The 18322-nt window shown below is 61.9% G+C and carries 22 protein-coding genes; 11 read left to right on the top strand and 11 right to left on the bottom strand.

The features are described from left to right. Positions 1-106: 106 nt before the first annotated feature. From N7573_RS00740 to N7573_RS00720, 5 genes are all read left to right on the top strand, one after another. Positions 107-385: a hypothetical protein gene (locus N7573_RS00740; RefSeq protein WP_223224611.1), complete on the top strand. Its 279-nt coding sequence runs from the start codon at positions 107-109 to the stop codon at positions 383-385. Positions 386-424: 39 nt separating this feature from the next. Next, positions 425-772 (top strand): hypothetical protein, encoded by a 348-nt coding sequence (locus tag N7573_RS00735; RefSeq protein ID WP_279911761.1) that lies wholly within the window; start codon positions 425-427, stop codon positions 770-772. Positions 773-1051: 279 nt separating this feature from the next. Beyond that, on the top strand, positions 1052-3178 hold the full coding sequence (locus tag N7573_RS00730; protein ID WP_279911760.1) for a hypothetical protein: 2127 nt from the start codon (positions 1052-1054) through the stop codon (positions 3176-3178). Positions 3179-3541: 363 nt separating this feature from the next. Continuing rightward, positions 3542-3979 carry a DUF4124 domain-containing protein gene (locus tag N7573_RS00725; protein ID WP_080356585.1) on the top strand — a complete coding sequence of 146 codons (438 nt, stop codon included), beginning with the start codon at positions 3542-3544 and terminating at the stop codon, positions 3977-3979. 44 nt (positions 3980-4023) lie between these two features. Beyond that, positions 4024-4608 carry a hypothetical protein gene (locus N7573_RS00720; protein ID WP_049463371.1) on the top strand — a complete coding sequence of 195 codons (585 nt, stop codon included), beginning with the start codon at positions 4024-4026 and terminating at the stop codon, positions 4606-4608. A 24-nt stretch (positions 4609-4632) separates the two neighbouring features. On the opposite strand, the gene N7573_RS00715 is transcribed toward N7573_RS00720, so the two are convergent. Both N7573_RS00715 and N7573_RS00710 read right to left on the bottom strand, forming a co-directional pair. Continuing rightward, positions 4633-5004, bottom strand: coding sequence for a DUF3653 domain-containing protein (locus N7573_RS00715; RefSeq protein WP_279911759.1), 372 nt, complete (start codon positions 5002-5004; stop codon positions 4633-4635). A 212-nt stretch (positions 5005-5216) separates the two neighbouring features. Then, positions 5217-5678 (bottom strand): DUF6265 family protein, encoded by a 462-nt coding sequence (locus N7573_RS00710; RefSeq protein ID WP_279911758.1) that lies wholly within the window; start codon positions 5676-5678, stop codon positions 5217-5219. 89 nt (positions 5679-5767) lie between these two features. Between N7573_RS00710 and N7573_RS00705 the strand changes: the two genes are divergently transcribed. Continuing rightward, complete coding sequence (locus N7573_RS00705) at positions 5768-6616, top strand: AraC family transcriptional regulator (RefSeq protein ID WP_279911757.1); 849 nt, start codon at positions 5768-5770, stop codon at positions 6614-6616. Positions 6617-6636: 20 nt separating this feature from the next. On the opposite strand, the gene N7573_RS00700 is transcribed toward N7573_RS00705, so the two are convergent. Next, on the bottom strand, positions 6637-7116 hold the full coding sequence (locus N7573_RS00700; protein ID WP_279911756.1) for a GNAT family N-acetyltransferase: 480 nt from the start codon (positions 7114-7116) through the stop codon (positions 6637-6639). A 132-nt stretch (positions 7117-7248) separates the two neighbouring features. On the opposite strand from N7573_RS00700, the gene N7573_RS00695 reads away from it, so the two are divergent. Continuing rightward, positions 7249-9444 (top strand): hypothetical protein, encoded by a 2196-nt coding sequence (locus N7573_RS00695; protein WP_279911755.1) that lies wholly within the window; start codon positions 7249-7251, stop codon positions 9442-9444. Positions 9445-9514: 70 nt separating this feature from the next. Then, positions 9515-10000, top strand: coding sequence for a tryptophan-rich sensory protein (locus N7573_RS00690; RefSeq protein ID WP_279911754.1), 486 nt, complete (start codon positions 9515-9517; stop codon positions 9998-10000). 16 nt (positions 10001-10016) lie between these two features. Here N7573_RS00690 and N7573_RS00685 read toward each other — a convergent pair whose 3' ends face one another. The 3 genes from N7573_RS00685 to N7573_RS00675 form a co-directional block, all read right to left on the bottom strand. After that, entirely contained in the window at positions 10017-10307 is a 291-nt protein-coding gene (locus N7573_RS00685) for a hypothetical protein (RefSeq protein ID WP_279911753.1), read from the bottom strand. Positions 10308-10655: 348 nt separating this feature from the next. Further along, positions 10656-11417: an SseB family protein gene (locus tag N7573_RS00680; RefSeq protein WP_162109351.1), complete on the bottom strand. Its 762-nt coding sequence runs from the start codon at positions 11415-11417 to the stop codon at positions 10656-10658. 2 nt (positions 11418-11419) lie between these two features. Beyond that, on the bottom strand, positions 11420-11692 hold the full coding sequence (locus N7573_RS00675) for a BPSL0761 family protein (RefSeq protein WP_046933515.1): 273 nt from the start codon (positions 11690-11692) through the stop codon (positions 11420-11422). Between the two features lie 328 nt (positions 11693-12020). Here N7573_RS00675 and N7573_RS00670 point away from each other — a divergent pair, with 328 nt between their 5' ends. After that, positions 12021-12623: a YkgJ family cysteine cluster protein gene (locus tag N7573_RS00670; protein WP_052759651.1), complete on the top strand. Its 603-nt coding sequence runs from the start codon at positions 12021-12023 to the stop codon at positions 12621-12623. 68 nt (positions 12624-12691) lie between these two features. Here N7573_RS00670 and N7573_RS00665 read toward each other — a convergent pair whose 3' ends face one another. The 5 genes from N7573_RS00665 to N7573_RS00645 form a co-directional block, all read right to left on the bottom strand. Beyond that, positions 12692-13084 (bottom strand): 4-oxalocrotonate tautomerase family protein, encoded by a 393-nt coding sequence (locus tag N7573_RS00665; protein WP_046933516.1) that lies wholly within the window; start codon positions 13082-13084, stop codon positions 12692-12694. Between the two features lie 26 nt (positions 13085-13110). Next, positions 13111-14112, bottom strand: a complete 1002-nt coding sequence (locus tag N7573_RS00660; RefSeq protein WP_046933530.1) for an NAD(P)-dependent alcohol dehydrogenase — start codon at positions 14110-14112, stop codon at positions 13111-13113. Positions 14113-14189: 77 nt separating this feature from the next. Next, positions 14190-14324, bottom strand: a complete 135-nt coding sequence (locus N7573_RS00655) for a hypothetical protein (RefSeq protein WP_257999571.1) — start codon at positions 14322-14324, stop codon at positions 14190-14192. A gap of 123 nt (positions 14325-14447) precedes the next feature. Then, positions 14448-14915 (bottom strand): Cu(I)-responsive transcriptional regulator, encoded by a 468-nt coding sequence (gene cueR, locus N7573_RS00650; RefSeq protein ID WP_201417330.1) that lies wholly within the window; start codon positions 14913-14915, stop codon positions 14448-14450. Next, positions 14915-17347: a heavy metal translocating P-type ATPase gene (locus N7573_RS00645; protein ID WP_279911751.1), complete on the bottom strand. Its 2433-nt coding sequence runs from the start codon at positions 17345-17347 to the stop codon at positions 14915-14917. Before N7573_RS00645 ends, cueR begins: the two co-directional genes overlap by 1 nt. Positions 17348-17516: 169 nt before the next feature. Here N7573_RS00645 and N7573_RS00640 point away from each other — a divergent pair, with 169 nt between their 5' ends. Further along, positions 17517-17777, top strand: coding sequence for a heavy-metal-associated domain-containing protein (locus N7573_RS00640; RefSeq protein WP_162337844.1), 261 nt, complete (start codon positions 17517-17519; stop codon positions 17775-17777). Between the two features lie 137 nt (positions 17778-17914). Beyond that, positions 17915-18310, top strand: a complete 396-nt coding sequence (locus N7573_RS00635; protein ID WP_046933519.1) for a hypothetical protein — start codon at positions 17915-17917, stop codon at positions 18308-18310. Positions 18311-18322: the final 12 nt, after the last annotated feature.

Raw genomic sequence — 18322 nt, 5'->3', positions numbered from 1 at the left:
TTCTGCGAGGTAGGGCGCTGCATGTCACTATGTGAGGGTGCTGCATTGATGGAGGGCAATACATGGAACGTACGCAAAAAGCACTAGCGATGGCCAATGTCGCTGGTTGGGATCGGCGCTGGTCACGTTTGGCTTGGTTCAAGGGGGCTTTTATCTGAAGGCGTATTGGGACCACTTCGGCCTGGATCCCTTTCAGTTTGTGGCAGTGAGTGAGCTTGCGCTGGCAGGTTTAGCGGGCATCGGTTTGGTGTTGTTCTTCATGCTCGTGGCCCTGCTGCTTGGCGGCTGGGTTGAGGGCAAACTGACAACGCACACGCCCAAGGCCAGTCCGTTGATATGGCTGGTCTTGACGATCTTCCTTGTGGGCACGGCCGCGTTGATGTGATGGGCGAAGGGCTGGCCGCTTCTGATAGGCACAGCTTTGATGGCCATCTGCGCAGTGATCGTGCGCGTGTCGGCGGTGTTGCCGGCCTTCTTCAAGGACTCACCATGGCTGGTCTATGTCCTAGCGATGCTTGTCTATGTATCGTTTTCTTCGAACTGGCTTGGTTCTGAGCGCACCAAGAAGATCGCTGCCGATAGCAGCGAGCACACGGTGGCTGTGACTGTTGACGGAAAGGTGCAAGGCGGCCTGATACTGGCGGGTCGCTTTGGTGATATTTATGTGTTTTGGGACTCAGGGCAGAAGCATGCATTACTTGTGCGTGCGGACGATGTCAGCAGATTGGAGATTGCGCGTGGTTCTTTAGCGCCTGCAAAGTCAGCCCAGTAGCGATTAGGAAGATCTACCAGGGGTATGGCTCTGGATCGACCGAGACATTGAGTACCCGTTCGCGCTTGGCGTTTTTGCCCTAGATTGCCGTATGCGGTGGCCGAGCGCTCCCTTGGATGCACTCCAGTGACGACTCCCCGCTTCAGTGAACTAGTTAGTTAGCTCCCCGTGCGAACCAGTGGAATGACGATCTCCGGATGCGGTACCGTTTGTCTTAATTAAGACTGAGCTAACCGAGTAATGTCTGAAACGATAGCGTCAAACGCCCAAGGTAAGCCCATGCTGTGCGAGGTCCAACGCATCATCGAGGACTTCGATGCACTATACCCGTCACAAGACGTGGGTGCCGCCGTGGAGGCCATCGGCATCGCGACGCACGGCAAAGGCCTTTCGCAGTGGTCGGACCTTATCCACAAGCGCTTGGGCGCCTTGAGCGCTCCCGACCAGTACGGGGTGCGAGAGCATCTCCGCGACCTCACAACCGAAGTCGTATATGCGCACGCGCTATTTGATCAACCGCTCGAGCCGGTATTGAAAACTTTGGGGGCGGCTAGCTCGATCTCCGCGCCGCCCGATACTCGCAAGACCGCGGCGCCGATCGACTGGACAGCCTTGATCCAGGCCGCGCGCGTGCAGTCGTTATTGACCCAGTGGTACGCTGACAACTTGGACATGCGCTACCCGCGCGAGTTTGCGGTTGCGCGCGCCGCGCGCCGCCTAGCTGACCGCGGTTTCCCGGTGGAGCACGAGCGCACGCAACTTCGTCTTTCGCAGCAAACTAACGATCGGTTGATCGCGCGCTTGGAGGAATTGATCGGCGATCTAGGTGGACTAAGCTTGCTCCGAGAGTTGTTCCGAAAGGCCATTGCAACGTATGACGCCGACTCGGAGCGGTACATGATCGTCAGGGATACGAGGGTTGGGCGTCCGCGTGAACCAGACTTCCCTTGGGGTTACCTCATCGCCTTGAGCGCCAAGCACGTCTGCCGCCGCAACAGTCGCAGACCTGGCAACGAGGCTTGGGAAGAGCTTATCGGCCTAGCAACGGATTTTGCCGCCCTTCATGACGTCCAGGACTACACACCGCCGATCTTTGCGCAGATCCCGACCGACAAGCTCGTTGCGACGTTGACGAGGCGAGCGCTCTACGACTCAATTTACACCTTTCCGCAACTACGCTCGAGCGATGTGCTGCGCATGCTTCGGCCGTTGCTGGCCGAGATTCCCGCTGACAGAACTTACGGTCCTGGTTGGACGAAAAATGACGTATTCTCCGTCATCGAGCAGCTATACCGGGCCATAGGAGATTGCCGCGGTCCGGTCTCTCTTGACCTTCGGCACATCGCCAAGACCGTTCCGGGCGTGGCGCCTGTGCTAGCCAAGCACATCCTGTTTGACGTGCTCTCGCACCCTTCCACGGGCCCAAACTCGCAGTTCTTCCGTCCCACCGACCAGACCGTGCGCGGCGCAGATCCGCTAACTGGCCCAGGCAACAGCCTGTACCTGCGCCCATTGATCCGGCTGGATGGCAAGCGCGCTATCGTCATAGATCGATCCGTGGCCGGGCCGGGCATGGTGGAGGCAGTGCTCAGTGCCGTGCGCGGGTACGAAGGTGCCGACACGTTCCAGGGCAAGGTGATTGGCGCAGGGGCCGAGGCGCTCATTCGACTTGAGTTCGCACAGCACGGTATTGCGATTCATACCGGCGACTACGACACGCCAAAGGTCCATGGCGAGTGCGACATCGTTATCGACGAGGCTGGCAACCTGGCATTCATTGAGTCCAAGGCCAAGGCCCTCACTCGAAACGCCGCCAACGGCAATGATGTCGACGTACTGCTCTCGCTCGCCGGCAGCGTGGTTGCGGCGGTGGAGCAGTCTTTTGGGCATGAGATGCAGTTACGAAAGCACGGCGAGCTTGAGCTTTACGATAAGGAAACACGGAAGGTGAATCACACCTTGACCTGGAGAGGCCAGACCGTCGATCGCATCGCTTTGTCCCTGTACGACTTTGGTTTTTTCCAGGATCATACTGCGATCTCAAAGCTGATGTGGCCGATGTTGAATGCTCGCTACGGAGCGATCGACCCTGCAATCCAGAACACCTTCAAGGGTCAGTTTAAAAAGTTGAACGAGAAGGTGTTGCCAAAGCTCACCGGACACCTGCAGATTTGGGAAGAGCTTGGCTTTCAGGGGGAGGACCCCTTCGCATTCGGCAACTGGTTCCTGAGTGCCCCGCAGCTTTTTGGGCTGCTCGATGGGATCCAAGGGCCGGCCGAATTCTTCGAGCGACTCGGTTTTCTAAGAAACCTGACATATCAAAGCTACAACTTCCACCACCAACTCAAACATGCCTTATCTCTCAAGGCGGAGCGGGATGTTCGCGCCGACGGAGAAAGGCCTTGAGTAAGAGCGAGACCAGGCAACTTGGGAGAGCTTCCGCTTGGGGCCGGCAAAGCACACCTGGACGGAACAGGCTCGTAATTGTCGGGGGAACTTACAGGCAGGCAAGAGCCGAGCCAGAGCCGCAGCCATTGCCAAGCAGAGCCAACGGCGCAGCCAGAACGGATCGAGCAGAGTGGGGCGGTCATCAATGGGAACGCCATCGCGCGTGGGGATAGGGCGCTCGGCAGCTTCCCGGAAACGCCCTCATTCCAAAGCAGCAGCCACATGACCACGCCAGCGATCCCCACAAGGCTGTGACCCCGCCCGTACTCGCCAACCTGAAGGCTAAGGAGGTAAGCTTCGGCCCAGCTACAGGGGGAAGTCATGGTCACAAGGATTGCGGCAGCAGCGGTGCTGTGCGTGATGGCTGCGCCAGTAGGCGCTCAGCAGATTTACAAGTGCGTCACCAAGGGCCGCGTTGAGTACCAGTCGATGCCATGCGCCAATGGTGAGGCGGCGAAAACGTGGAATGTTGAGGTTGCCCCGCGCTCTGCCGAATCCGCAGCCAATGAGCGTCGCCTGGATATGATCAGGCAGCAGAATTCTGCCGCTGTCACGCCTCAACCGGCACCGCGCCCGGCTCCGGTCTACAGAAATGGCGGTGGTGGCGGCCAGCTACATCACGTTTCGCAGTACAAGGACGCCAACGCGTGCGAGGCAGCACGTGCCGAGCGTGAGCGCGTTTTCCGGGCCTATGGCACCAATCGCCCATTTGACGTTGGGCGACGCATGGACGACATGGTTTGGCGTGCATGCAAGTAACCAAAGCCGTGATTCTTTGGACTCACAGTGACAGGAGGGCCCAGGTGGCGGAAGATTTCTCGACCAGCAATCTGAACGAAGCCAAGTTCCATGCGAGCTTGATGATTCGCACGGTGGCTTTCTCGACGTCAGATTCAGTGGGGGCGTTAAGCTCGTATGTGACCGCCGCAGCCGGAGCTGCGTTTATTGCCGCCATCTCCACCGGCTCCTCAATAGCAGCCGCCCTTGGCGCAAACGTCCTTGCCGCATGGCTTTTCACGTGTGTTGTCACGATGGTGATCGGGTTCGCCGCTAAGGGAGCAGGTACTGGCGTCCAGGCTGCGAAGGCTGCGTATGAGATGGGAGCCAAGGAAACGGACCGCCTTGGCGGTTCGGCTTCCTACGACATTTCCCCCTTACCAATTGACGTTCAACGGCTGGTTCTTAAGGCCGCGCCATTCGGCGAGAGGTGGATCGCGCGGCATACGCTTGCCATGGACAGATATGAAGGCGCTCTCTCCATTGCACTCATGAGCAATCTGCAGAAGCGGCTCGTTTTCCTGCAGATATCCGTCCTGCTATTTGGCGGCGGTTACATTTCACGGATGGTGTGGTGGGTGTTCGAGCACGGAAAGATCCCCGGGGTGTAGGGGCAGCGCCCCTACGGAAGCGCCTCACACGCGCTGGCGGGACCTCGGCCCACGGCTCATGTAGACCACATTGCAGGTTTCGGCGCCGGAGCCAGGATCACCGACGCCCAACCGCCGTTCTCGGCGAATTCTGAGGACTTCGGCAAGGTAGATCACGCCGGATTTCGCCGTGGCGGATCCCGTGGGGGCCGGAGCCGATCGCGCAGCCAAGTCTGCGCGAGCCTCGGCCATCATCAGTCGCCATTCCCGCGCAATGTTGCAGATCAGGGACCACCAGGCCATATCGCAGGGTTCCAGCTGGTGACCTTTGGGAGTGAACATGTGTCCAGCTTGGAAGCCGAAACCGGCCCAAGGGCCGGTTAGGTCAGTTCGGTCATGCGGATCGATTTCGATCATGCTGCAAGCTCTTCCTTGTCGGGGGAGCCTGCAGGGAGGCAAGAGCCAAGCCAGAGCCGCAGCCATTGCCATGCGGAGCCGACAAAGCCGACCGCCGACCGATACAACATTTCGCATAATGTATATTATGTTATGAACAGGATCGCTGCCCAAGAAGCCTGAGCCTTCCCAGTCCTCAGATTCCTGACCTCGCTCTTGGCCAGCGTTCCCACTCAATCCCCACAGCGTCGATAGTCAAACGGAATCCGCAGGATCTTGCCATCATCTCCCGGACCGGTGATGCTCGCCTTCAGCGCAGTGCCATCACGCCGGTACTCGATTCGCTTCGGGAAGTCATTCTGCGGGTTCTCGAACACGACCCAGTTCGCACCATGGTCAGCAATGACAAACGTGGTTGATGCCACGCCATTGGGCTGCACATGCAGGCCAGCCGCTTTGCCTGCAGGCACCAGGCGCATGTACTCGAATGACTCCATGTCGCCGTGGCTCAGCGTGCGCGACATCCCAAGCAAAGCGCCGCCGGCCTCGGGCAGCCAGACCTCATCAAGCCTGCGCTCCTCGGTACCGCCACACCAATGCCCGGCCAGCCAGTCAAACTCGGCCGGTGCGGCCATAGCCGCGCCACTTCCAAACGCAAGGCCTGCGCCCAACACCGCCACCTTCGACTTCACCATGTCCTGACCTCCTGGATGGATTGGCTGCAGGCTATCGACGTGGCACCTCGGGCGCTTGTAAAAACGCGCAGGATGGCGTCCGATGCCGCATGGACTACTGCGAGCACCCTGCCCCCGACGACCTGAGCCGTCACATACAGTGCATCTGGTGGCTGCGCGACGATGCACCCGGGAATGACGTGCAGGTCATCTATCCCGATGGCCGGTGCGAGCTGCTGGCCGAACTGGGCGTGCCGCTGCAGCTGCATGGCGCAGATGGCCGTATCCGTTCCGATCTACCGTTCTGTTTCGCTGCACAGCAGTGCGGGCCTATCCGGCTGCAAGCCGCTGGTGCGGTGTTCTGCATCGGTGTGCGCCTGCAGCCGGCCGCGAGCGCCTTGATCGCCGGTGCCCGCTTACCCGGCCTTCGTGACCAGGCCCCGGACCTGTACACGCTGGATGCCTCCTTTGCCGATACCTTCAGTGCCGCCGCACGCGCCAGTGCGGTCATCAACACGCCCGAGCCTCTCTGGCAGGCCCTGCGGGATCGTTGCGCCAGCTTCATCCTGGACGAGCGTGTTGAACAGGCCGTAGCAGATCTGGATGCGATGGAGGGTGACCTGCGCATCGCCGAACTGGCGCGGCGGCTTGGCATGTCCCTGCGCGGCCTGCAATCCCGCTTTCTGGCTGCGGTGGGCATGACTCCGAAGGAGTACGCCCGTGTGTGCCGTCTGCAGGCAATTCTGCATACACTTGATGAGGAAGCCACGAGCATTGCCGCTGCAGCCGCACGCCATGGCTACAGCGACCAGGCCCATGCCACGCGCGACCTTGTCCGCTGGACAGGAGTCACGCCCGGCCGACTGGCGAACGCCCTGCGTGGCGATCGTGGCAGCGACGACGCACTGCGATTGGCCGCCGCCTTCGTGCGCGGAACCAGCGACGGCCCCTTACTGTAAGCCCCCTACCCCACGTCGCCCTATAGAAACCGGTGCATCACATACACATCAACCAACCCCAGCGCTCGATGCCGAAACGCCGCCGGTAGCGTCCCGACCACAGCGAAGCCCAGCTTCCGGTACAGCTCAACCGCTGGTGCATTGGTGCTGACCACGTAATTGAACTGCATGGCCAGGAACCCCTCCGACCTCGCGCGATCGAGGCTGTGCGTCACCAGCGCCCGCCCGATGCCACGCCCCTGCGTCAGTGGATCGACCACGTAGGTGGCGCTGGCCACATGCGCCCCCAGGTCCGGGTAGTTGGCGCCCATCTTGTACATTCCGACCACGCGCCCTTCCAGAACGGCCACAAAGGCCGCCTGCACTCCGAACCAATGGCTCCGGAAGGTGCCGGCCTCGAAGGTGACGGCGAACGGAAGCGAATCCTCCATCGCAATGGCCGCCTTGAAAATCGCCCACATGGCGTCGAAGTCACCGGCGGTGGCAGCTCGGATTTCCATGCGATTCCTCGCGGATCGGCGTAGTGGGCAGGCGGACACTAGCAGAATCCAGCAAGCGCCCCGTACCCGCTTCACGCGCCACCGCCATCGGTTCGGCAATAGTTGAGTGAATTCCGGCCCTTAGAGCAGTACATGCCCCCTACTTCCGCGCGCATCCCACACCGGCTCCGCCGATGGCGCGTCGCTGGCTACATCCTGCTGGGCGTGTACATTCTCTACCTGCTCGCCGGCAACATCTTCCTCAACACCCCGCTGTTCGACCAGGTCACCAACCGCAAGCCGCACAAGTTCGTGATGACCACCGGCCCGGCCATCACGCTGCTGCCCGGCCACGTCATTGCCTGGAACGTGCATATGCGCGGCCATGTCAACCACACCGTCTACGTACTGCACGCCGAACGCGCCAGCGCCCGGCTGGCCGTGCTGCCCCTGTTCCGTCGCGAAGTGCGGGTTCCCCGATTGCAGGCCACAGGCGTGTCGGCCGAAATCAGCCGCGTCGAGGACGCTATTCCGTCGCCCCCGCGCAGCGACCAGGGTTGGACCCTGCGTTTCGACGCCATCCACAGCGACAGCATCCGCAGCGCCCGGCTGGGCAGGCTGCTGATCATCGGCAAGGGCCAGGGCACGGTCGGGTTCCTCAAGCAGCTGCGCGGCGGCCCATCGGAACTGTTCGATTCCGAGGTCTCGTTCAGCAAGGCAGACACCAGCTATGACGGCGTGCAGCTGCTGGGCGACATGGATCTGACCGCGCGCTTCAGCTATCCGCGGCACTATCGCGACCAGGCGCCCGGCCTGGCCAAGTTGAAGCTGTTGCATGCGCAACTTGAGGTGGATGCGCGCAGCCAGGGCCTGCGCATGGATACGGATGCCACAACGCCAAAGATATCCAGCGCGCCCGTGCCCGGACGCCTGCAACTAGCGGTCCACCTGATCGACGGCCAACTGCAACCCGGTGACCGCGCGCTCTGGCAGGTGCCGCTCTTCCTCGGCGATGGCGCGCCCAATCGCGGTGTGCTGGCCCTGCAGCTCAATGTGGCCAACGACCTGCGCCTGCAGGCCCGCCTGCCGCCACGCCCGGATTCGGCCGCCGGCATCGATGCCGACCTGCACATCACCGGGCGCGAGATTCCCTTCCAGCACCCTGCCCAGCTGCTGGAACGCAGCTCCGGCACCGTGCGCGGCGAATGGACCTTCACCTCGCTCAACTGGATCCCTGCCCTGTTCGTGCGCAAGCCGTGGCTGCAGCTGGATGGCGGCGGCACCCTGAAAGCAGATCTGCGCCTGCGCAATGGCGAACTGATCGAAGGCAGTACCGTGGACATCCCTTCGGCTGCCGCCGTGGCCGAGGTAGCTGGCGTGCGGCTGGCCGGCACGGCCAGTGCGCATGGCGAGCTGAAGGCCGGCAGCCCCACTCAGGCACAGTTGGCGATCCGGCTGCCCCGCTTCACCGCTCGCCCAAGCGATGCGAAGGATGTACGCCTGTTCGACGGTCGCGACCTGGCCGTGGACCTCACCGGCGATGGCCGCCTGCAGGAACTGCGCAAGGGCGTTCGTGCGCGGCTGCGCTTCAGCCAAGCGACCATCCCGGACCTGGCCGCCTACAACCGCTACCTTGGTTCCCAACAGGTGCGCCTGCTGCGTGGCACCGGCAGCCTCAGCGGCGACGCCACGCTCGACACCGATGGCCGCGTCGGCCATGGCACCGCGCGGTTGCTGGGTCGCAATGCCAGCGCCAAGGTGGCGGGCCTGGACATGGGCGGCGATGTCGACGTGAACGCGACGCTTCGCCGCGGGGACTTCAACCAGCGCCACTTCGATCTGTCCGGCACCACCGTGGAACTGCGCAATGTGCAGGTGGCGGGCACCGATTCCAGCAGCGCGTGGAAAGGCCGTGCTGTGTTCAAGCGGGGCCGCATCGACGCGCAGTCCCCGTTCCAGGTGGACGCCACCACCGATCTGACCCTGAGCGATGCTCGCCCCTTGCTGGCCGTGTTCGCCAAGCGCGCCGACTACCCGCGCTGGACGCTGTCCCTGCTGGATTCCGGCCAGGTCGATGCACAGGCCACGTTGCGCTGGCGCCCGGGGCATCTGGTGATCGACGGACTTCAGGCCGAGAATGATCGCCTGTCGGTACGTGCGCGGCTGGATCTGCTGGAGCGGCGCAAGCGTGGCGATCTCTACCTCCGCTGGGGGCTGCTGGGCGCGGGCATCGAGCTTGATGGCGAACAGCGCCAGTGGCATCTGGCCAAGGCGCGTGAATGGTTCGATCAGCGCCCTTCGCTGTTGCCGGCTGCCGAAGGTGGAAGCGCCGCAGGTTCTTCAGACTGATCGCCCCGGGCTGCATCCATTTGCCGCTTCCGTTCGTATGAGAGGTAAACGCAGGATGGAGCGGTACGGAATGAAGCGGCGTTCACAGGCTCTGGGTCTTCTGGGATGGGGCGTGGTCACCTTTGCGGCGGCCGCAGTCGGCGCATGGGCATCGGCCTCCGCCGCCAGCTTCTACACCACCCTCAGCCTGCCCGCCTGGGCACCGCCTGCCAGCGTGTTTGGCCCGGTATGGAGCCTGCTCTACGCCATGATGGCCATTGCGGCGTGGCTGGTGTGGCGCGAACGCGGCTGGCGCAACGCGCAACCGGCCTTGGTGCTCTATCTGGTGCAGCTGGCCGTCAATGCGCTCTGGAGCTGGCTGTTCTTCGGCTGGAAACTGGGCGCGCTGGCCTTTCTCGACATCCTTGTATTGATCGCGCTGGTGTGCGCAACGATCGTTGCATTCGCACGCCTCCATCGCGGTGCGGCGGTGATGCTGCTGCCTTATCTGGCCTGGATATCGTTCGCCTCGGCGCTGAACTTCGCGGTGTGGCGCGCCAATCCCGGGGTGCTGTGAGCCAGTATCAGTGCTCTCAGGCCTGTGCGACGCGTTCCGGCTGCCAGGCACGCAGCAACGCCGGCTTGAACGCCTGCTGGCCACAGCCCGTTGGGCATCGCACCACCCGCGCGGCGGTGTGGCTGACCAACCCCTGCCCTTCCTCCGCCTTGAACACCGTGTCGCAGCTCATGCACCGCGCAACCAGCGAGTACAGGTGGAGCAGGCGCCCGCTGGCCGGATCCTGCAGCGCATCCACATCCAGCAGCTCAAACTGAGGGTCGGCAGGGATTCGTGAGAAAAACAGCCGAATCGGCTCTAACACCATGATTCAACGAGGAAACACCCCTCGACGTCAGGCAGTGCGTGGATTACAGACTTAGGCTTGATCGAACCAGAAGCCGCGTGACCCAGGCATTTCTGAAGTGCTGCTTAGGCACGCGTGCCCTTCTTGAATATTGGATTCAAGAGTTTCCACGCTCCTGACCCAACGGAAACCCTCAAGAAGGCTCCGACCATCGCCTGATCCATTGCAGTAGTTCCTCGTGCGGGATCGTACGTCCAGCGTCGACGTCGGCGATACCTTCGCGGGTCCGCCGATCCTTCTCTTCCTCGGTCAATTCCGGAAGGAGTGCTAGCAGTTTGTCTTCAGGGCTCATAGGCCGATGAGCTGCGCTCAAGTTGGCTTGATTCTCGTGAACATGGGCACGATCTGGGGATCATCCAGGCCCGCCGGCAAAGGCTGCGATACGTCGTGGACCGCCAAGTCGATGATGACGTCCAAATCTGAGCATAAGGGCTGTATGGCGGTGGTCACCAGACGAGCCGCCCGCTCGGCGAAAGCCAGGTCGACCACCAGCCAGATCAACAGACCGGGAGGCTGTTCGACGCCCCCCGACGAGTGAGTTTCCAGGAGATACGCCGACGAGACGAAGTCGGCGTGTTCAAGGCTGCCGCTGATGGCCGGAGCGAGCCAAGCCGGTGCGGCTTGGGCAGGTCTCACCGCGAACTCCGCCGGCTCCAGCCGTTCCACCCTGGCCAGAAAGCCCGTATCCAACAATGCCGCAACCTCTTCCGGGTAGAGGACAACGCCGTCGTCGTTGGGATTGAGCATCAACGTAGCGCCGCGAGTACCGGTTAGCAGCTCACGGCCTGGAACTCCCAGAATTCTGACAGCAGCCGAACTGGCCGCCTGCGCCTTGTCGAGCGAGGTAAAGAAGGGGATCGCATCGAAACCGTCAGGATGGCGGAACTGGACCAGCCGCAGTGTCCGCGCGTCATCCGAGACGGGCGCATGCACGTACACGATCGCATCCATCAGTCGCTTGAAGAATGCGCGTTCCTCGGCTGCGCTGTCGCGGGCCCGTTCAAAGGAAGCCTCCAGCGCTGCCTCTGCGGACGTAGTCCCTCTTGCACGCGGCCTGCTCGGTTGCTTCATAGTCAGATGCGATGAGGGCCAAGCGGGTATCCGGAGAACCAATCCGCCTCGATCTCGCTGCTCAGGTAGGGTCGTACGAAGGCCGACTGGGTCAGCGCTCGCAGCCGCTCTTCGTGCTCAGCAATCGCCTCGATGTCGCTGACGGTTGGATAGTGCCGCAGCAGTCGATATGCCTCTTGCCGCACCTCTTTGGGCACGGCTTGGCTGGCCGCTAGCTGCCGGAGGAACGCGCCCGCCTGCAACACATTGCGGGTGCGCTCAGATGGCGTCGTCATGACATCAAGAATGGCTGGAACTAAGGAATGCTTAGCTTATCGCGTCTGTGGCCGGCTAGCGCACGGTGCAACTACAGACCTTGCGATTTCCAAATTAATCCGGTATAATCAATAACTTACTTCGCATAACGTCGCTTATGTAAAACCGCAGCGTGGCCGTTTTGGTGAGTCTGGTGTCTGAATGGCTCCGCCCTCGATCGGTGTCTTGCTCACGTTGCGGCTAGCCCGCGCCGGACGCTCCAACCCTGATAGCCTTCAGTTCCGCGAGCATGATGGGCGCAGGCTTGGTAGGTTTTGAGGATGAACCCGGCACGCTTGAGGAGCACCGATGACGCTGCAAACGGATGACTCAGAGCGCGATCCTGCTCAGGCCAAGAAGAATGCCCAGGCGAATTTCGATCGAATGCTTACTGGCATTCCGATGGAAACCCAAGACAGAGAAGCCAGCTTGGCCAGTCGGCTGGCCGCCTTGCCTGGAAGCCCGATAAAAAAGCTGCGCGCCTTGCACAAGGAAATGGAGATCCTGTCCGCGGCGATGGCTCCATATGTCGCATGCAGTGCGGGCTGCTCGGCATGTTGCCACTACCCGGTGCACCTTTATCCCGTTGAGGCCGAGCTTATTGAGAAGCGCTCCTCGCATTCTCGATTGCCGAAGTCGCTTCCTAGCGCCGACTTCCATGGTTCGCCCTGCCCCTTTCTCATCCAGGAGCAATGTTCGATCTACGAGGACCGTCCAATGGTTTGCCGCCAGCATGTTGCGTTGACCAACACGGCGTTCTGGTGCGATCCGGTCAGATCGGGCGAGATCACTTTGCCGATGGCCCAACTCTCCAAAGTTCAAGAAGCTTTTCATGAGCTCGTAGCAAAAGATGGCCGCACGACTCCCATGGACATCAGACAGATCTTTGCAGTACCCGGCGAAAGCTCCTAGGCACGGGAGTGCCTGAAAACTTGTCCGGACAGCGCCCTTTCGTGCGAGATATGCGTGCAACGGGAATGTCAGGACTGATGGAACCGCGCTTCTTGCGTACGCCCACCGTAGCCATAGGCCGAGGCGCGCGCATCGTGGACATGTACATAGCTTGTCGGGTGCACGGGGCCTAACAGGCGCTCAAAGCAGGCGAATACCTCGGCAAGATACTCTGCCTTCTCCGCTTTGGTGTTGGTCTCATCCGTCACGATGATCTCCAGCGAGAAGCTTGAGACGCCAATCTCGCTCAGCGTCTTTCCTCCGATCAGCCAATCTTCAGGCCGGACGTACGTGATGATCGTCGCGATCAGGCCCGCCTTCTTTCCTAGAATCCGGCTGGTCAGATCGCTCACCTGTGTAGATATCTTTGCGGTCAGCGCGGGAGACGAAGATGCTGAGACTTTGATGTTGATCAGAGGCATGAAGGTGCTCGTGTGAAGCCGAGAGGCTAGTTGATGGCGATGACCACTTTGCCGATGGGCCTTCCATGTTCCATGCGCGCAAACGCGGCAGCAGCTTCAGCAAAAGGAAAGATGGTGTCGATAACCGGCACGATGGCGTGTTCGTCGATGAAGCGGATGAGGGCTTTGGTCATTTTCTTGGAACCCACTACCACCCCGGTGAGCGACTTTCCGCCGATGAGTGAGAATGGATCGATGCTCAATGCAAATCCGCCAGCGACGCCACCGATGGTCACGACTTGGCCGCCGGGGCGCAGACTTCGCAGCGAGCGAGCAATCGTGCCGGCTCCACCGATGTCCATCACCAGATCTACGCCGCCGGTCGTGCGGAGCACCGTTTCATCCCAGTTGGGATCGGTGTTGTAGTTGATGGCAGCGTGTGCCCCCAATGCCACCATGTGCTCGATGCCCTCTTCCCTCCCAGAGAGCACCGTGACGCGCAAGCCGGCTGCCAACGCGAGCTGGACCGCCCATGTAGACACGCCGCCGGTGCCCTGAATCAGCACATGTGCACCGTCGGGCAGCGCGCCCAACTCAAACAACGCGTGCCAGGCAGTGACCCCTGCGCAGGCGATCGTAGAAGCTTGCTCCCATGACAGAGTGCGTGGCGCGTGCACCAATGCGCTTTGATCGACCACCAGATGTGTCGTCAGCACACCGTCGATGTTGCCACCCAGCGACAGGGACAGCGCCTGCTCGCTGGGAAATCCCTCAGTCCATCGCGGAAAGAAGATGGGGAGTACGGCATCACCGATGGAGAAGTCGGTGATCGCCGAACCGACAGCTACTACTTGTCCGGCGGCATCCGACAATGGGATGCGGGCTTCGCCGGCCCCCATCTGACCGTGAGCAACGAGTAAGTCGCGGTAGTTGAGCGAGGCGGCCTTGACGGCCAGTAGCACCTGGTTCTCACCCAAGGACGAGGGCGGAACCTCGATTCTATGAAGGCTTTGTGGACCCTGTCCACGGATGATGCGGTAGGCGTGCATGAGGCTCATTCGGCGAGTTTGGTGAGAGGTGGCGATCGAGATGGCGCAATGACACAACGCATTCTTTGATGACGCCATTAATGAACAATATGGGCCGGATAGCCGATCGAGCTGAGTGCTTGCTTTATCAGCTCAAGCGGACGGCGGGTTTCGAGACTGATGCGGCGTTGGTCCGGCATGAACTGCGCCCGCATCGAGGGGTCTACGCTCATCAGCGCACGTCGAATGGGTGCCACACATGCGCTGCAAGCCATGGCCGGGATATGTAGTCGATGCATGCGTTGCTGCTCCAACCAGCAGGGATAGCCAGCGTCAGGCTTCCCACTGTGGCAACGTCAATGCCCGTTCGTCGGACTCGCCAAATCGTCCAGAATCGGACATTCCGGGCGGTTGTCGCCATGGCATCGACTTGCTAGGTCGCGTAGCGTTCGCTGCATGGCCTGCATCTCGGTAATCTTGATCTGCAGATCGTCGATGTGGCCCTGGGCCAGTTTCTTGACCTGGGCGCTGGCTCGCCGGTCATCGCTCCACAAGCCTAGGAGCGATTGGATTTGTTTGATGGAAAATCCCAGGTTGCGGGCACGACGAATGAACCGAAGCCTGTGCACATCGGCATCGGTGTAGAGGCGATAGCCAGCAAAGGTGCGGCTGGCCGGAGGGATCAGATCGATCCCCTCATAGTGGCGAATCATCTTGGCGCTGACCTCGCTGAGCGCGGCGGCCTCGCCAATGTTATGCAATCCGGCTTCGCGCGCGTCGGCCAGTTCGGGTCGCAGTGCCCTGGAGCTGCGTCTGGTTGCCATCATGCCTCTCCCACATCGATCTTGGTTGGCTGCCAACGGCGCAACAGCAGCGTGTTGGCAATCACGCTCACGCTGGACAAGGCCATCGCTGCGCCGGCGATGACCGGATCAAGCAAGCCCAGGGCCGCCAGAGGAATCCCGACCACGTTGTAACCGAAGGCCCAGAACAGGTTCTGATGGATCTTGCGGGTCGTGCGGCGGGAAATGTCGATGGCATCGGCGATCAGACCCGGCTCAGCGCGCATTAGGGTAACCCCAGCGGCATGCATCGCCACATCGGTACCGGTTCCCATGGCCACCCCCAGGTTGGCAGCAGCCAACGCTGGCGCATCGTTGACACCATCGCCGACCATGGCCACCGGTGCCGACTGAGCCAATTCAGCGACCAACGCAGCTTTCTGCTCAGGCAATACATTGGCGCGCACCTCTTGGATGCCCAGCACCTTTGCCACCGAGGCGGCGGCGCCGGGATTGTCGCCAGAAATCATGACGGTGCGCAAACCCAGCGTGTGCAGCCGTTGAACAGCCGCCGCTGCACCCAGACGCGGCGGGTCCTCAAAGGCCAGTATGCCGAGCAACTGCGGATGATCGGTGCCCTGCTCTGCCAGCCATGACACCGTGTGGCCGGTCTGGCTGAGTAGTTCGGCCCGGGTCTGCAATGCTGTGAGCTCCACGCCATGCTCAAGCATCATGCGGGTACTGCCCAGCAACAGGTTCCTGCCATCCACTGTGCCGGTGATGCCGCGGCCAGGCACCGCCTGCACATCGCGTGCGAGCGGAATGGCGCGCTGGCCCATCACGCTCAATACGGCCCTGGCCAAGGGGTGCTCGCTGCCTTGCTGCAGGGCCGCCGCCAACGGCAACAGATCGGCTGCGTGGCCACGGGTGGCAATCTCCTCGGTCAGTACAGGACGTCCTTGGGTCAACGTGCCTGTCTTGTCGAAGGCCACCACCTTTACGGTACGTGCCACTTCCAGCGCCTCGGCATCCTTGACCAGAATGCCCGCTCGGGCGGCCACGCCGGTGCCGGCCATGATCGCGGTCGGGGTCGCCAATCCCAGCGCGCATGGGCATGCGATGACCAGCACCGCTACCGCGCTCAGGATCGCCTGGTTCCAATCACCCGTTCCCAACCCCCACCCGAGCAGCGTGAGCAAAGCCAGGCCGATCACCACCGGCACGAAGATCGCGCTCACCCGATCCACGGTTCGCTGGATAGGTGCCTTCTTGGCCTGTGCATCCTCCACGAGGCGAATGATCCGAGACAACGCGGTCTCGGCGCCGATTGCCAGTGTGCGTACCAGGATGCGGCCTTCGCCATTGATAGCCCCACCGGTGACGCGATCGCCCTCCCCGCGCGCCACGGGCATGGACTCCCCGGTGATCAGGGACTCATCGACGTGCGTGCGGCCCTCCGAGATCACGCCATCCACGGGGATGCGCTCGCCTGGCCGCACACTGACAATGTCCGAGACGGCAACCTCGTGAATGGCAACCTCGCGCTCTTGTCCGTCCTGATACACGCGTGCGGTGGCTGGCCGCAGTGCTTGCAAGGCCCGGATCGCTTGCGTGGTCTGTTGTTTGGCGCGGGCCTCTAACCACTTGCCCAGCAGGATCAAGGTAATGATGACCGCCGAGGTCTCGAAGTACAGCGCGGCATCGCCGTGGTGTCCGGCATCATTGAACAAGTGATAGACACTCAGCCCATAACCGGCACTGGTCCCCAAAGCGACCAGTAAATCCATATTGCCCGTGCCAGCGCGCAGGGCGTGCCATCCAGCGCGATAGAAACGCGCGCCAATCCAGAACTGCACCGGCGTTGCGAGCAAGAATTGCAGCCAGCCAGGTAGCATCCAATGCTGCCCTGCGACCCATCCCAGCATCGGGACGACTAACGGCAGGGAGAGGACCGCAGCGATCAACAGTTTGAGGGTGTCACCACTGAGCGTCTGGCGCGCCGATGCTGTATCGGTGTTGCCTTCCGGAGTCTGCGGTTCGATCGCGCGGTAACCCGCTGCGCTGACAGCGGCAACCAGGGATGCGACCTCCACCAGTGACGTGGCGCGTATGCGCGCGCGCTCGGTGGCCAGATTGACCGACACCTCCATCACGCCCGGCACAGCGCGCAGCGCACGCTCTACCCGTGCCACACATGAAGCGCAGGTCATCCCTTGGATGATCAGATCCCACTCCTTGCTGGCAACCTCATAGCCAGCCTGCTTCACCGCCGCGATCAAGGCAGGAAACGCGGCTGCCGGCGCGGTGACTTCGGCCACTTCTGTTGCCAGATTGATCGACGCATCGCTCACGCCGGCAACGGCCCGCAAGCTGCGTTCTACCCGGCCTACACATGAGGCGCATGTCATGCCGGCGACGCCAAAGCGATGCGTGTCCGTAGGCGCCGGCGGCGGCGAAGTGAGCGTTATGTCCATGGAGTAAGGACCAATAGGAACGAGCAGGTAGCCTGAGCCTTCCCATGATGGGAAGGTCAACAACGCGGGACGGGGCATCACTGAACTTGCCTGTCGTTTGACCTTCCCACCGTGGGAAGGCCCATCGTGACACCGTCGGCAAACCGCCGATGCTTTTGGAGGGTTGTCCATGAATCTCGTTGTTGAAGGTATGACCTGTGGTCATTGTGTCCGGACGGTCACCCAAGCCATTCAGGCCGTTGAGCCCCAGGCCCAGGTGGACGTCGATCTGGGCAGTGGCATGGTCAAGATCGAGGGCCTGCTTGCCGTAGAACAGGCGGTGGAGGCCATCCAGCGGCAAGGCTATGTGATCGCCGCCGTGCTCCCTTCTGAGGCCGATACGCCACCCACCCCGGCTGCATCCTCCTGCTGCGGCGGATGCCACCGCTGAGGCCACGCAAGGGCTTGATCCTGATCAATGCCCGTCGGCCCCAAGAGGGCTAGACTGGCCATCATGAGAGCTCACACGTCCCCTGCCCTGATCCGCCCAGCGTCCGCAGGCGCTGCTTCGGGCGTGCGGAAGCGGTCATGGTGAAGCTGCTGAGGCGATGGCGGCGCCCCCGTCCTCGTGCCCGACTGGCATGGCTGGGACTGTGGGCGCTGCTGTTGCAGCAGCTGGCACTGGTGGCCTACGCCTGTCCGTTGGAATCGGTGGAAGCCGGACGAGCGACCCTGATGGTCGGTTGCGAAGAGATGTCCGCGCCGGATCCCGATGCTCCGGCGTTGTGCGACCAGCATTGCCAGCGCGATCACATCGCCACGGCCGATGCGAAGGCCCCTCAAGTGCCTTACCAGCCGGCGCTGGTCGCCTTCGCGCTGGTGCAGGCTCTGTTGCCACCGGTACACGCGCAGTTCTATCGGGATGTTCCGGTGTGCGTGTCCGATCCGCCTCCCCTGCAGCGCTTCTGTAGCCTGCTGATTTAAGCCCCCTCCTGG

It is taken from the genome of Stenotrophomonas sp. GD04054, assembly GCF_029836955.1.
Lineage (GTDB): Bacteria > Pseudomonadota > Gammaproteobacteria > Xanthomonadales > Xanthomonadaceae > Stenotrophomonas > Stenotrophomonas maltophilia_A.
This window is presented reverse-complemented; position numbering and strand designations above follow the sequence as displayed.